The following is a 14,859-nucleotide window of genomic DNA, read 5'->3' as shown; positions in this document are numbered from 1 at the left end:
TCCCATTCCCGCCAACGATGCGAAATCGACACTCGACTCTTCACTGAACCGGTAAAGGGAGTGCGCATGCTGGAGGTCACACCGCTCGGCGAGGGATGGATCCTGCGGCACGGCCCGGACGCGCTGCCGGCCGCCGTGCCGGGTTGCGTGCACACCGACCTGATGGCGGCCGGGGTGATCCCGGACCCCTTCCTCGGCCGGAACGAGACCGAGGTGGCCTGGGTGGGGCGCCGGGACTGGACCTACGAGCGGGAACTCGACGGCTCGTCGGCGCAGGAGCAGACCGACCTGGTCTTCGACGGGCTCGACACCGTCGCCGAGATCTCCCTGGACGGGCGGCCCCTGGGGACGGTGCGGAACATGCACCGCTCGTACCGGTTCGACGTCACGGGGCTGTCGGGGCGGCTGGCCGTGCGGTTCGTCTCCGCCTACGCCGAGGCCGAGGCCGTGCGGGGACGGCTGGGCGAGCGGCCCGCCGCCTACGCCGAGCCGTACCAGTACGTGCGCAAGACGGCCTGCTCCTTCGGCTGGGACTGGGGGCCGACCCTGGTCACGGCCGGGATCTGGCGGCCGGTGCGCCTGGAGCACTGGTCGACGGCCCGGATCGCCCGGGTGCGGCCCCTGGTGACCGTCGAGGAGGGCACCGGGGTCGTCGAGCTGGCCGTCGACGTCGAGCGGACCCGGGTGGAGGCACCGCTCGCCGTGGAGGCGTCCGTGGCCGGGGCGCGGGCCCGCGCGGAGATCGGGGGGACGGGCGGGACGGTACGTCTGCGGGTGCCGGACCCGGCGCTGTGGTGGCCGCGAGGCTACGGCGAACAGCCGCTGTTCGACGTGGAGTTGAAGCTGCTGCACGGCGGCGAGGAGCTGGACGTGTGGCGGCGGCGGATCGGCTTCAGGACCGTGGAGCTGGACCGGCGGGCCGACGCGCACGGCACCGGCTTCACCCTCGTCGTGAACGGCGAGCGGCTCTTCGCGCGGGGCGTCAACTGGATCCCGGACGACGTCTTCCCGTCCCGGATCACCCGCGCCCGCTACCGGGAGCGGCTGGAGCAGGCCGCCGCCGCCGGCGTGGACCTCGTGCGCGTCTGGGGCGGCGGGATCTACGAGAGCGCGGACTTCTACGACGCCTGCGACGAACTCGGCCTGCTGGTCTGGCAGGACTTCCCGTTCGCCTGCGCGGCCTACCCGGAGGAGCAGCCGCTGCGCGGCGAGGTGGAGGCCGAGGCGCGGGAGAACGTCGTACGGCTGATGCCGCACCCGTCGCTGGTGCTGTGGAACGGCAACAACGAGAACCTGTGGGGCTTTCGCGACTGGGGGTGGGAGCCGCGGCTGGCCGGGGACTCCTGGGGCGAGGGCTACTACCTGGGCGTGCTGCCCCGGGTGGTGGCGGAGCTGGACCCGACCCGGCCGTACACGGCGGGCAGCCCCTGGTCCGGGTCGTGGCGGCACCATCCGAACGACCCGGCGCACGGCACGCACCACTCGTGGGAGGTGTGGAACCGCGAGGACTACGCCGGCTACCGGCTCAGCGTGCCGCGGTTCGTCGCCGAGTTCGGCTGGCAGGCGCCGCCCGCGTACGCCACTCTGCGCCGGGCGCTGCCCGGTGAGGATCTCGCGCCGGACTCCCCCGGCATGCTGCACCACCAGAAGGCCGACGACGGCAACGGCAAGCTGGAGCGCGGTCTCGCCCGGCACTTCGCGGTGCCGGACGGCGACTTCGACCGCTGGCACTACCTCACGCAGGTCAACCAGGCCCGGGCGGTCGCGGCCGGGATCGAGCACTGGCGCGCGCACTGGCCGGTCTGCGCGGGCACGATCCTCTGGCAGCTCAACGACTGCTGGCCGGTGACCTCCTGGGCGGCCATCGACGGGGACGGGCGCGAGAAGCCGCTGTTCCACGAACTGAAGCGGCTGTACGCGGACCGGTTGCTGACGATCCGGGGGACGGAGGACGGGCGGCTGGAGCTGGCCGCGGTGAACCAGGCGGCCGGGGACTGGACGGGGACGCTGACCCTGCGGCGGATGTCCGTCGAGGGCGAGGTGCTGGGGCGGCGCGGCGTGCCCCTGGCGGCCGGGGCGCGGAGCGTGGCACGGGTCGGGGTGCCGGACGGACTGGTGCCGGCGGGGCCGACGGAGTTCCTGGTGGCGGACGCGGACGGGCTGCGGGCGGTGCACTTCCCGGTGCCCGACCGGGAGGTCGCCTACCCCCGGCCCGAGTTCGAGGTCGCGCTCGCCCCGGAGGGGATCACGGTGACCGCCCGCACGCTGGTGCGGGACCTGCTGCTGCAGGCCGACCGGCTCGATCCGTCGGCGCGGGCGGACCGGGGGCTGGTCACGCTGCTGCCGGGCGAAGAGGTGACCATCGGGGTGCGCGGCTGGAAGACTCCGGACCCGGAACGTGCTCGATCGGCCCTGTACTGCGTGGAGCCCACCCGATGACGGCAACGCCGACCCCTCGCGTCACCATCAAGGACGTCGCCGCGCGCGCCGGCGTGTCCAAGGGTGCCGTGTCCCTCGCCTTCAACCACAAGCCCGGCCTGTCCGAGGCGACCCGGGACCGGATCTTCCGGGCGGCGCGGGAGCTGGGCTGGGCGCCGAGTCTCACGGCCCGGACGCTGGCCGGGTCGCGGGTGGACGTGGTGGGGCTCGCGGTGTGCCGGCCGGCCCGGATGCTCGGTCTCGAACCCTGGTACATGGAGTTCGTGTCGGGCGTGGAGAGCGTGCTGGCCGAGCACTCCTGCTCGCTGCTGCTGCGGCTCGTGCGGAGTCTGGACGAGGAGGTGGGCGTCCAGGAGGCGTGGTGGCGGGGGCGGCAGGTCGGCGGGTCGATCCTGGTCGACTTCCGGGCCGACGATCCCCGGGTGGGTCTGGTGCAGCGGCTCGGGCTGCCCGCCGTCGCCGTCGGGCACCCCTCGCTGACCGGGGAGCTCACCTCGGTGTGGACCGACGACGCCACGGCCGTGACGGAGGCGGTGCGGTACCTGGCCGCGCTCGGGCACCGGCGGATCGCCCGGGTGGGCGGGGCGGCGGACCTCGGCCACACCTCGATCCGGACGGCGGCGTTCGACGAGGCGGCGGGAGCGCTGGCGCTGGCCGGGGCGTGGCAGGTGGCGACGGACTTCTCGGGCGACGCGGGGGCGCGGGCGACGCGGTCGCTGCTGACGGCCGCGCCGCCGGACCGGCCGACGGCGATCGTGTACGACAACGACATCATGGCGGTGGCCGGTCTTTCGGTGGCCGCGGAGATGGGGCTGCGGGTGCCGGACGACGTGTCGCTGCTGGCGTGGGACGACTCGCAGCTGTGCCGGCTCACCCATCCGACGCTGTCCGCGATGAGCCATGACGTGCACGGCTTCGGGGCGGAGGTGGCCCGGACGCTGTTCTCGGTGATCACAGGGGGTGAGGCCGGGTCGCATCCCGTGCCCACACCCGTCCTGACGCCGCGGGGATCCACGGCACCGCCGAAGGTGTGACCTTCACCGCTGTGCCTGTCAGGACTGTGCAGCCACGTTACTCATAAGTAGCATGGGGACTGAGCGCGCGCTCAGCGCGTCGCAGCAGCACCGCAATCCTGACCCTGGAGGAGAGCCATCGTGCCTCGTACCGTCAGGGACGTCGTCTTCGTCGACGGCGTCCGCACCCCGTTCGGCAAGGCGGGCCCGAAGGGCATCTACCACGAGACCCGTGCCGACGACCTCGTCGTGAAGGCGATCCGGGAGCTGCTGCGCCGCAACCCCGGCCTGGACCCCAAGAAGATCGACGAGGTCGCCATCGCCGCGACCACGCAGATCGGTGACCAGGGCCTGACCATCGGCCGCACGGCGGGCATCCTCGCGGGCCTGCCGCAGTCCGTGCCCGGTTACTCCATCGACCGCATGTGCGCCGGCGCCCTGACCGCCGTCACCACGGTCGCCGGCTCCGTCGCCTTCGGCGCCTACGACATCGCCATCGCCGGCGGTGTCGAGCACATGGGCCGCCACCCCATGGGCGAGGGCGTCGACCCGAACCCGCGGTTCGTCTCCGAGAAGCTGGTCGACGAGTCGGCCCTGTTCATGGGCATGACTGCGGAGAACCTGCACGACCGCTACCCGCAGATCACCAAGCTGCGCGCCGACGAGTACGCCGTGCGCTCCCAGGAGAAGGCCGCCAAGGCGTACGCCAACGGCAAGATCCAGGCCGACCTGGTGCCGATCTCGGTCCGCCGCACCAACGCGGAGGCCGGTGAGACGGGCTGGGGCCTGGTCACCGCCGACGAGCCGATGCGCCCGGGCACGACCCTGGAGAACCTCCAGAACCTGAAGACCCCGTTCCGTGTCCACGGCCGGGTCACCGCGGGCAACGCGGCCGGTCTGAACGACGGCGCCACCGCCTCCCTCATCGCCTCCGAGGAGTTCGCGCGGGAGAACGGCCTGCCCGTGAAGATGCGCCTGGTCTCCTACTCCTTCGCGGGCGTGGAGCCGGAGGTCATGGGCTACGGCCCGATCCCGGCGACGGAGAAGGCGCTGGCCCAGGCCGGTCTGTCGATCTCCGACATCGGCCTGTTCGAGATCAACGAGGCCTTCGCCGTCCAGGTCCTGGCCTTCCTCGACCACTACGGCATCGCCGACGACGACGAGCGCGTCAACCAGTACGGCGGCGCCATCGCGTTCGGCCACCCGCTGGCCTCCTCCGGCGTCCGCCTGATGACGCAGCTGGCCCGCCAGTTCGAGGAGCAGCCGCACGTCCGCTACGGCCTGACCACCATGTGCGTCGGCTTCGGCATGGGCGCGACGGTCATCTGGGAGAACCCGCACTTCGAGGGGGACAAGTGAGCACCACCGCCGAGCTGTTGAAGCAGGCTTCCGAACTGTTCCCGGACGAGGTCGTCACGAGTGCGCACGTACGCCACTTCGACCTCCCCCTGGGTGCCGGGCGCTTCGCCCTGATCACCCTGGACAACGGCCACGACCACACCAAGCCGACCACCTTCGGCCCGGCCTCGCTGGCGAATCTCAACGCCGCGATCGACCAGGTCGAGAAGGAGGCGGCGGACGGCGAGATCGTCGGCGTCGGCATCACCGGCAAGCCGTTCATCTTCGCGGTCGGCGCCGACCTCAAGGGCGTGGAGATCCTCAAGGAGCACGAGCACGCCCTCGCCATCGGCAAGGGCGGCCACGAGGTCTTCAAGCGGCTGTCGCAGCTGGCCGTGCCGACCTTCGCGTACTACAACGGCGCCGCCATGGGCGGCGGTGTCGAGGTCGGCCTGCACTGCACCTACCGCACCGTCTCCGCGGCCGTGCCGGCGTTCTCCCTGCCCGAGGTCTTCCTCGGCCTCGTGCCCGGCTGGGGCGGCTGCACGCTGCTGCCGAACCTGATCGGCCCGGAGAAGGCCGTCTCGGTGATCATCGAGAACAGCCTCAACCAGAACAAGCAGCTCAAGGGCAAGCAGGTCTACGAGCTCGGGATCGCCGACGCCATCTTCGAGGGCGCGGACTTCCTGGAGCAGTCGCTGATCTGGACGGCGACGGTCCTCAAGGGCGAGCTGAAGATCGAGCGCCCGGTGATCGACCGCGGCGAGGGCTGGGACCAGGCCGTCGCCAAGGGCCGCTTCATCGCCGACTCCAAGGTGCACGGCGCCGCCCCGGCCGCCTACCGCGCCCTGGACATCATCGCCGCCGCCAAGAACGGCGACCTGCAGCAGGGCTATGACGCCGAGGACCAGGCGCTGGCCGACCTGATCATGGGCGGCGAACTGCGCGCCGGCATCTACGCCTTCAACCTGGTGCAGAAGCGCGGCAAGCGCCCCGCCGGGGCCCCGGACAAGTCCCTGGCCCGCCCGGTCACCAAGGTCGGTGTCGTCGGCGCCGGTCTGATGGCCTCCCAGCTCGCGCTGCTGTTCCTGCGCCGCCTGGAGGTGCCGGTCGTGCTGACCGACATCGACCAGGAGCGCGTCGACAAGGGTGTGGGCTACGTCCACGCCGAGATCGACAAGCTGCTCGGCAAGGGCCGCATCAACCAGGACAAGGCCAACCGCCTCAAGGCGCTGGTGACCGGGGTCCTGGACAAGGCCGAGGGCTTCGCGGACGCGGACTTCATCATCGAGGCCGTGTTCGAGGAGATGGGCGTCAAGCAGCAGGTGTTCGCGGAGGTCGAGGCGGTCGCCCCGGCGCACGCGATCCTCGCCACCAACACCTCCTCGCTGTCGGTGTCGGAGATGGCGTCCAAGCTCCAGCACCCCGAGCGGGTCGTGGGCTTCCACTTCTTCAACCCGGTCGCCGTCCTGCCGCTGCTGGAGATCGTCCGGGGCGAGCAGACCGACGACGCCTCGCTGGCCACGGCGTTCGGCGTCGCCAAGAAGTTGAAGAAGACCGCGGTGCTGGTGAAGGACGCCCCGGCGTTCGTCGTGAACCGCATCCTGACCCGCTTCATGGGCGAGATCCAGAACGTCATCGACGAGGGCACCCCCGTCGAGGTCGCCGAGAAGGCCGTCGAGCCGCTCGGTCTGCCGATGTCGCCGCTGGTCCTGCTGGAGCTGGTCGGCCCGGCCATCGGCCTGCACGTCTCCGAGACGCTCAACCGGGCGTTCCCGGACCGCTTCACGGTCTCCCCGAACCTCAAGGCGGTCGTCGAGGCCGGCAAGCGCGGCTTCTACGTCTACGACAGCGGCAAGCCCGAGCTCGACCCCGAGGTCGCCGCGCTGCTGAAGCAGGGTGACACCGTCCTGACGGAGGAGCAGGTGCGCGAGCGGGTGCTCGACGCGGTCGCGCAGGAGATCGGGCTCATGCTCGACGAGGGCGTGGTCGCCGAGGCGCAGGACATCGACCTGTGCCTGATCACGGGCGCCGGCTGGCCGTTCCACCTGGGCGGCATCACGCCGTACCTGGACCGCGAGGGTGTCTCCGAGCGCGTCAACGGCAAGACGTTCCTGGCTCCGGGCGTCGCGAGCGTCCCGGCGTAACGCGTTACCCCTGAGGGGGGTGGGGCGTACGGTAACAATCCGTGCACCCGCCCCCCTCTGCGTATGCCTGCACGGATAGGATCCTCACACAATCCGACCATTGTTTACCTGGCTCCGGCGGTCTCCACCCAAGGCCGCCGGTGTCTTGAGAAGGAGTCTTCCGTGGCGTCCTCCCGCCGCCGACCGTCCGGACGACGGGTGTGGCCCAAGCTCAGGCTCCTGCTCCTCGTGGCCGTGGTGGCGGCCGGCGGAACCGCGCTGTACCCGGTGTGGAAGGCGGCCAACCCGGACCCGCCCGAGCTGAAGGTCCGCTACCGCACCGACACCCCGGCCACGGCCGCGGCGGCCAAGCCGTCCCTGGAGGTCTTCAACGACACCGGCACGCCACTGCCGTTGAGCGACGTCACGCTCCGGTACTGGTTCACCGCCGAGGACGAGGCCGCGTACGCCTACAACTGTGTGAACGCCGTCTTCGGCTGCTCGAACGTGGCCGGGCGGATCGTCGCGATGGACAAGCCCACCGGCACCGCCGACCACTACCTGGAGCTGAGGTTCACCGAGGGCGCCGGCGACCTGAAGCCCGGCGCCAACAGCAAGGGCATCGACGTCCAGCTGTTCCGCACCGACCACAAGAACCTCAAGCAGTCCGACGACCGCTCCTTCGACGCGGAGAAGACGTCCTACAAGGAGGCCGAGGAGGTCACCGCGTACAAGCGGGGCGTCCTCGCCTGGGGTGAGGAACCGGACGGCACGAAGGCGAGCGACGAGAAGAAGGCCACGGCGAAGTCCGCGCCCGAGGCGCTGCCCGCCCCGCCGGCCGGGGTGCTGTTCGACGACTTCAACTACCTGGGCCCGAAGGATCCCGCCCTGTTCAAGCACGGCTGGCTGGTCCGCACCAGCAAGGGCGGTCCCGGCATCGAGAACACCTGGTCGGCTCAGGGCGTCAGCTTCCCCACCGCCGAGGGCTCCCACGCGGACGGCCAGGTGCTCAACCTCCGGGCGAGCACGGACGGCACGAAGGCCGGGACGAAGCAGGCGAGTCTCGGCACGGCCGCGAGCAAGTTCCGCGACGGCACCTACGCGGCCCGCATCCACTTCAGCGACGGGCCGTCCACCGGCAAGGCCGGCGACCACGTCAACCAGACCTTCTACACCATCGGCGGCAAGGGCTCGAAGTACAGCGAGCTGGACAACGAGTACATGCCCAACGGCGGCTGGGGCCGGCCCGGTCCCAAGCTCGACACGGTCACCTGGTACGACCACAAGACCAACGACCGGGTCTACGAGACGACCAACAAGAGCCTCGACGCCTGGCACACCGTGCTGATCCGGGTGAAGGACGGCGTGGTCGCCTACTGGCTCGACGGCAAGAAGCTCTTCCTGAGCAACGGCAAGTACGCGCCGCGCGCGGACATGTCCGTGAACTTCAACCACTGGTTCATCGACCTGCCGTTCAAGGGCGAACGCGCCTGGGACATGAAGGTCGACTGGCTCTACTACAACGCGAACGACACGCTGTCGGCGGAGGAGGTCCAGGCCGAGGTGGCGGACTTCACCGGCGAGGGCATGACCTACTTCGACACGGTTCGGGAGACCCGGTGAGGAACAGGCGGTCCGGCGCCCACAGGCACGCTGCCGAGGCAACGGAGAACAAACCGGTGGTGAGCAGGCGCTCCGCGCTGCTGATGGGCGGCGCGGGGGGCGTCGCGATGGCCGGCGCCGGGGCGTGGATGGGCAAGGTGATGGCACAGCCGGCCGCCGCCCCCGCCGCCGCCGAGGGAGCCATCGGAGGCCTCACCACGCCTCCCCTCTACGCCCCCTCCGGGCGCCGCCCGAAGTACCGCCGGGCCAGCTGGTCCCAGCAGTTCCAGTCGGGCCACGGCTGGACGCCGGGCGGCGCGGGCACGGCCTCGGCCGAGGCGAACGACAAGACCCAGTTCGTCCGCGGCACCCAGGCGGTCCGGGTGACCACCAACGGCACCGGCAAGCAGTCCTACGTCCGCAGGACGGGTCTGAGCGCGATGAGCCTGAGCGGCAAGATGATCCGGCTCGTCTTCCGCGTCGACGACGTCACCAACCTGGCCAAGATGGTCTTCTACCTGGGCAGCGGCTCGCTCGCGAACCACTTCGCCTGGACCTTCCACGTCCACTCCAAGACGTCGGCCAACTACGTCCAGTCCGGCGAGTGGGTCACCGTCCACCTCCAGTGGGCGGACGTCAACGCGGCGGCCGGTACGTACTCCATCGGCGCGGACGGCAAGCCGTCCACGAAGACCGGCTTCACGGACATGTCGTTCGCCGTGTACGACAACGCGGGCGGCCCGGTGACCTACCGGCTGCAGGCCGTGGAGCTGATCCCGGACACCGTCTCGGTCTTCCCCAAGGGCGTCGTCTCCATCACCTTCGACGACTCCCACAAGTCGATCCACGACCTGGCCCGGCCGGTCATGGACCGCTACGGCTTCCCCGGCACGGTCTACAACATCGCCGACGCCATCGGCACCGGCAGCTTCCTGACGATGGGCCAGATGCGCTCCATGCAGGACTTCTCCGGCTGGGAGATGGCGGGCCACTCGTACGCCAACGCCGTGCACACGGCCAGCTACCCCAAGCTGACCGCCGAGCAGGCCGACGACGACTTCCGCAAGCTGCGCGAGTGGCTGGTGTCCAACGGCTTCACCAGCGAGCACTTCGCCTACCCGCACGGCGCGTTCCAGAAGACGTCCGACGGCGTGCCGGTCGACCAGATCGCCAGCCGGCACTTCACCACCGCCCGGTCGATCATCTCCGAGACCATCGAGTCCTTCGCCCCGGCGATGCCCTACCGCCTCAAGGCGCTGACCGGCATCAACGACGGCACGGGCATCGGCGGTACGGCCCTGTCGAAGCTGACGGGCCCGGGCGGCAGGCTCGACCGGTGCGTCAACAGCGGCGACTGGCTGATCCTCTGCCTGCACAAGGTCACCGAGGGCCCCCCGGCGACCAGCACCGAGATCGGCAAGGCCGGTCTGGAGACCCTGATGAAGGCGATCGACGACCGGGACATCCCGGTGCTGACGGTCGAGGAGGCCATGGCCTCGTACACCTGAGGCCCGGACGCACAAGAGAGGGGCGGCCCCCCGGCCGCCCCTCTCTCCGTTCCTTCGCGGCCCTACCAGCCGCCGCCCTGCCCATAGCCCTGGCCGTGCCCCTGACCCTGGCCTTGCTGCCACGAGGGGTCCTGGTAGGGGTGGCCGCCCTGCTGCGGGTCGTGGCCGTGGCCCGGGTACTGCTGCTGGTACGGGTCGGGCTGACCGTAGCCGCCGCCCTGCCACTGCTGCTGGCCGGCCGGTGCCGGGGCTCCCCAGGACACCCGCTGCTGCGGGACGGCCGCGTGCTGCTCCTCGTCGTAGCCGGGGATCGGCTGCGGCTGGGAGGGGATGCCGCCCGCCGGGCGCGGCCGGGTGCGCAGGGCCACGCCCTCCAGGCGCATCAGCTGGAGCGTCTCGGTGACCTTCTTGTCGGAGTACGGGTCCTCTTCCTCGAAGATCTCCGTCACGTCGTGCTCGTGGTCACCGGCCACGGACACCTCCACGCCGCCCTGACGGGTGCCCCAACTGCCCTTGTGCAGGGTGAACAGGGCGTAGAAGCGCAGCGGGGTGAGCAGCGTCAGCTGGATCACGCCGTAGATCGGCGCGAGCAGGAACATGCCGAAGCGCTTGACGAAGCCCATGCCGCGGCGCGGGAAGTCGAGGTAGCGGACGTTGCGCAGGTACCCCATGAGCACCATGAAGATCAGGTAGTCCCCGATGTGGTTCAGGAACTGCTGGGGCTTGATGATGGGCAGGATGACCATCGAGTAGAACATCGCCGAGCCGAAGACCAGCCAGAGCGCGAGCTCCATGCAGGTCAGCCAGAAGGCCGGGCGGTACTTCTTCTGGTGGCGGAACGCCCACAGGGACTCGCGGAAGAAGGACTTGTTCCAGCGGACCTGCTGGCGCAGGAAGTGCGGCAGCTTCTCGGGGACGGCGGTGTAGCCCACGGCCGTCTCCTGGAAGACGACCTGGCCTTCCATCAGGCAGTAGTTGGTCATGCGGCGGTCGTCGCCGAAGACGGCCGGCTTGCCCAGGAACTGCTGGTTGAGGAAGTCCGGCAGGTACTTGCGCACCAGCGTGCCGCGGTAGGCGGAGAGCGCGCCGCAGCAGCACAGCACCGACTTCAGCCGGGAGTAGGCGGCCCGCTCGAAGAGGAACGAGTTGCCGTAGCGCAGGTCCTGCAGGCGCGTGAAGATGTTGCTGTCGTGGTTGAGCGCCAGCACCATGCCGGTGGAGGCCATGATCTTCTCGTCGGCCAGCGGCAGCAGCAGTTCGCGCACGGTGTCCCGGGACAGCACCGTGTCCGAGTCGACGCACAGGAAGATGTCGGAGTACGGCGCGGCCTCGAAGCCCAGCGCCAGCGCCTCGCGCTTGCCCTTGTTCTCGGGCTGGACGCTGACGGTGTACTTGACGCCCTTGGCCTCGAACTCGCGGCGCAGCTTCCTGGCCGCGCGGATGCCGGAGTCGTTGGCGCTGGCGTCGTCGATGATGTGGATCTCGTTCGGCAGGCGGCTCTGCGCGAGGAGGCTGCGCATGCCCTGCTCGAACATCACCGGGTCCTCGTTGTAGATCGGGATGACCGCGGTGACCCAGGCGTTCTCCAGGTACTCCAGCTCCTCCCGCCCGGCCTTGGCCGGACGGTAGAACAGGGCGCCGATCATCTTCAGGGCCAGCAGGCCCATGGCGCCCATCGAGTACAGGTGGAGCGAGCCGGCGTCGAGCCGGGTGGCGATCAGCGCGGCCAGGCCCAGGAAGACGAAGTACGAGACCTTCAGGTGCCGCCGCTTGCGGTGGGCCCGACGGCCACCGGAGTCGACGGCTCCCGGTATGTACGTATCGTCGGCAGTCACAGCTTGACCACCCGCGGATGGTCGGCGGACTTGCCCCGGGTGTCGAACAGCGCCCGGGCGCGGTCGGCGAGCGCGTCCAGGTCGATCTCGCGGTGCGGCTGGAGCAGGATGGTGAGGTCGGCGGCCTCGGCGGCGGCGAGGTAGTCCCCGGCCCGCTCGACGGGGGCACCGTCGACGTGCCAGTCCTCGACCCGCGGGTCGAAGTAGACGAGTTCGGCGCCGCGCGTGAGGAGGTTCTCGGCGACGGCCAGCGCGGGGCTCTCCCGCTGGTCGGAGATGTCCGGCTTGTACGTCACGCCGAGCAGCAGCACCCGGGAGCCGCGCACGGCCTTGCCCTGGTCGTTCAGCAGGTCCGCCGCGCGGTTGACGACGTGCACGGGCATGCGCTGGTTGATCTCCTGCGCCAGCTCCACGAACCGGAACGGGATGCCCAGCGAACGCACCTTGTACGACAGGTAGTTGGGGTCGATCGGGATGCAGTGCCCGCCGACGCCGGGGCCGGGGTAGAAGGGCGCGAACCCGAACGGCTTCGTCGAGGCGCACCGGATGGCGTCCCACAGGTCGACGCCGATCTCCCGGCAGAACATCGACATCTCGTTGACGAGCGCGATGTTGACGTGCCGGTAGGTGTTCTCCAGCAGCTTGGCCATCTCGGCCTCGCGGGTGCCCTTGGCCTCGACGACGCGCTGCACGAACCGCTCGTAGAGGGCACGGGCGGCCTTGGTGCAGTCGGCCGTGACGCCGCCGACGACCTTGGGGGTGTTCTCCAGGCCGAAGGAGGCGTTGCCCGGGTCGATGCGCTCCGGGGAGAAGGCGAGGTGGAAGTCGACGCCGACCCGCAGTCCGCCGGCCTCCAGGCGCGGGCGGACGACCTCGTCGGTGGTGCCCGGGTACGTCGTCGACTCCAGCACGACGAGCGTGCCGGCCCTCAGGTGGGCGGCGATGTCGTCGACGGCGGCGTGCACCGCGCCGAGGTCCGGGGCGCCGTGGTCGGTCAGCGGGGTCGGCACGCACACGACCACCGCGGCGGCGTCGGCGATGACCCCGGCCTCGTCGACGGCGCGGAAGCCCTGCTCCAGCATGGTGCGCACGTCGGCGTCGGTGATGTCGTCGACGTGCGAACGGCCGGCGTTCAGTCCGTCGACCACCCGCCGGCTGCGGTCGAGTCCGACCACCTTCAGACCCGCTGCGGCGGCGGATCTGGCCAGCGGCAGTCCCACGTAACCGAGTCCGACAACGACAAGATCCACCGTGGAGGATCTGCTCACGACATCATTCCCCAACCCCGTTGCCACGGCGTCGGCCAGACGCAGCAGCAACCGGCCCCCCGAGCAAAATCGAACAAGTCAAAGGAGGCTAACAAGATCTTCACTTTTTGACCATGTTCATCCAGGGTGCGCCTTGTCACGCGCGCATCTGTACAACCCTCGCCACACTTCGTGTGTCTGGTGCGTCAGGAGCCCCGGAATGAAGGGCTCCCCCCTGTTTCCGGCAGGGCGTCAGATCTCCCGCCAGGCCTCCAGCGCGAGCCCCGGCTCGTCCTTGCGGCGGGTCAGGAGCAGGGTCCCGCTGGACGGCGAGAGCGAGGCCGCGACGAGCTCCTCGTGCTCGTCCAGCGCCACCGCGACCAGGGCGTCGGACGGCAGTTGCGGGCCGGACTCCGTCCACCAGGCCCCCGCCGACTCCTGCTCGGTCGGGTACGCGGCGAAGGCGACCCGGCCGCTCGACGAGCGCTGCGCGAGCACGGTGCAGTCGTGCCCCTCGATGACACAGCGCACCGCGGAGACCGGCCCCGGCCCGGCGGCCGCCAGGAGGGGCACCGGTTTCTCACCGGGCCGCCAGGCGCACAGGTCACCGGACATGTCCGTGAAGAAGACGGTGGTGTGCTCGGCCGACGTGGCGAGCGCGCGCAGGGTCCCGGGACGGACGGCGACCTCGACCTCACCGGCCCGCACCGGCTTCTTCCCGTCACCCTCCTGCCGCCAGTGCAGGATCGCGCCGGGCGCGCAGGCGTACAGCTCGATCAGCCCCGACTCCCCCGCCACGGGGGCCAGCCGCTCCTCGACGTCCTGCCCCCCGAGGTCCAGCCAGCCGCCCCAGCCGCCCTTCACCTTCTGGTTGCGCAGGCTCACCCCGCCGCCCGCGTTGCGGACGAAGACGTAGCCGCGCCCCGGGCCGTCGACGGCCACGGCCGGCGGCCCGGTCCGGTCGCCCTTCTTGTCGGGGTGCCCGATCGGCGCCCAGTCCAGGGGGGCCAGCAGGGGCCGGAAGTGCGTGGTGTGCACGAGCCCCGACTCCCCCGGCACGGTGGGCCGCCAGGCCGCCAGGTGGGCGTAGCGGTCGGCGCCCTGCCCGACCGTCGCGCCCGGGTGCAGCTTCTGGGTGCCGCCGACGGTGCGCGGGGTGCCCTCCCAGGGGCCGCCGGGGCCGCGTTCCGCCCGGCACAGGACGGCTTCGCCGGAGGGCAGGTAGACGGTGAGGCGGCCGTCACGGCCGCGCAGGAGCCAGTCGCCGTTCACCAGTTCACTTTATGCGGGCGCGGCGGCCCGCCGCGGCCCACCCCCGCGTGCCGGGGCGCCCGTCGTGCGACCCTGGCCGCATGAACACCGCTGAGCCTCTCCTCGTCGTGGTGGACGCCGCGAATGTCGTCGGATCGGTGCCGGACGGGTGGTGGCGGGACCGGCGTGGGGCCGCGGAGCGGCTGCGCGACCGGCTGGCGGCGGACGGGGTGCCGGGGGTGCCCGGGCCGGTGGAGATCGTCCTCGTCGTGGAGGGGGCGGCCCGGGGGGTGGAGTCGGTACCCGGGGTCCGGGTGTCGTCGGCGCCGGGCAGCGGGGACGACCACATCGTCGAGGTGGTGGCGTCCGCAGGCGAGCGCTCCGTGCTGGTGGTCACGGCCGACCGCGAGCTGCGCGACCGGGTCGGCACCCTGGGCGCGGAGGTGGCCGGGCCGCGCACGGTGCGCCCGTAACGGCCCGGGACCGGATCGGGCGGCCCG

At 71.1% G+C, this 14,859-nt stretch carries 10 protein-coding genes; 7 read left to right on the top strand and 3 right to left on the bottom strand.

The genetic code is table 11. The features are described from left to right. Positions 1 to 66: 66 nt before the first annotated feature. The 6 genes from RIN80_RS08605 to RIN80_RS08580 all read left to right on the top strand — a co-directional run bounded on the left by RIN80_RS08605 (position 67) and on the right by RIN80_RS08580 (position 10,026). Positions 67 to 2,439 carry a glycoside hydrolase family 2 protein gene (locus RIN80_RS08605; protein WP_309094919.1) on the top strand — a complete coding sequence of 791 codons (2,373 nt, stop codon included), beginning with the start codon at positions 67 to 69 and terminating at the stop codon, positions 2,437 to 2,439. Continuing rightward, the gene (locus tag RIN80_RS08600) at positions 2,436 to 3,473 is read left to right on the top strand and encodes a LacI family DNA-binding transcriptional regulator (RefSeq protein WP_309094918.1); all 1,038 of its coding nucleotides are present in this window, start codon (positions 2,436 to 2,438) and stop codon (positions 3,471 to 3,473) included. Before RIN80_RS08605 ends, RIN80_RS08600 begins: the two co-directional genes overlap by 4 nt. A gap of 120 nt (positions 3,474 to 3,593) precedes the next feature. Then, entirely contained in the window at positions 3,594 to 4,811 is a 1,218-nt protein-coding gene (locus tag RIN80_RS08595; protein ID WP_309094917.1) for an acetyl-CoA C-acyltransferase, read from the top strand. After that, a complete protein-coding gene (locus tag RIN80_RS08590; protein WP_309094916.1) occupies positions 4,808 to 6,937 on the top strand; it encodes a 3-hydroxyacyl-CoA dehydrogenase NAD-binding domain-containing protein in 2,130 nt (709 codons plus the stop codon). Before RIN80_RS08595 ends, RIN80_RS08590 begins: the two co-directional genes overlap by 4 nt. Before the next feature lie 162 nt (positions 6,938 to 7,099). After that, the gene (locus RIN80_RS08585; protein WP_309094915.1) at positions 7,100 to 8,539 is read left to right on the top strand and encodes a cellulose binding domain-containing protein; all 1,440 of its coding nucleotides are present in this window, start codon (positions 7,100 to 7,102) and stop codon (positions 8,537 to 8,539) included. A 59-nt stretch (positions 8,540 to 8,598) separates the two neighbouring features. Beyond that, on the top strand, positions 8,599 to 10,026 hold the full coding sequence (locus RIN80_RS08580) for a polysaccharide deacetylase family protein (protein ID WP_309094914.1): 1,428 nt from the start codon (positions 8,599 to 8,601) through the stop codon (positions 10,024 to 10,026). Between the two features lie 62 nt (positions 10,027 to 10,088). Here RIN80_RS08580 and RIN80_RS08575 read toward each other — a convergent pair whose 3' ends face one another. The 3 genes from RIN80_RS08575 to RIN80_RS08565 all read right to left on the bottom strand — a co-directional run bounded on the left by RIN80_RS08575 (position 10,089) and on the right by RIN80_RS08565 (position 14,380). Further along, positions 10,089 to 11,861 (bottom strand): glycosyltransferase, encoded by a 1,773-nt coding sequence (locus RIN80_RS08575; RefSeq protein ID WP_309094913.1) that lies wholly within the window; start codon positions 11,859 to 11,861, stop codon positions 10,089 to 10,091. Beyond that, positions 11,858 to 13,129: a nucleotide sugar dehydrogenase gene (locus RIN80_RS08570; RefSeq protein WP_309094912.1), complete on the bottom strand. Its 1,272-nt coding sequence runs from the start codon at positions 13,127 to 13,129 to the stop codon at positions 11,858 to 11,860. The genes RIN80_RS08575 and RIN80_RS08570 overlap by 4 nt, the downstream gene beginning before the upstream one ends. Before the next feature lie 231 nt (positions 13,130 to 13,360). Next, the gene (locus tag RIN80_RS08565; RefSeq protein WP_309094911.1) at positions 13,361 to 14,380 is read right to left on the bottom strand and encodes a hypothetical protein; all 1,020 of its coding nucleotides are present in this window, start codon (positions 14,378 to 14,380) and stop codon (positions 13,361 to 13,363) included. A gap of 80 nt (positions 14,381 to 14,460) precedes the next feature. Between RIN80_RS08565 and RIN80_RS08560 the strand changes: the two genes are divergently transcribed. After that, a complete protein-coding gene (locus tag RIN80_RS08560; RefSeq protein WP_309094910.1) occupies positions 14,461 to 14,832 on the top strand; it encodes an NTP pyrophosphohydrolase in 372 nt (123 codons plus the stop codon). The last annotated feature ends 27 nt before the right edge of the window (positions 14,833 to 14,859 follow it).

It is taken from the genome of Streptomyces sp., from assembly GCF_031181705.1.
Taxonomy (GTDB): Bacteria; Actinomycetota; Actinomycetes; order Streptomycetales; family Streptomycetaceae; genus Streptomyces.
Note: the sequence above shows the minus strand (reverse complement) of the source record. Positions and strands in the feature narration are given on the sequence as shown.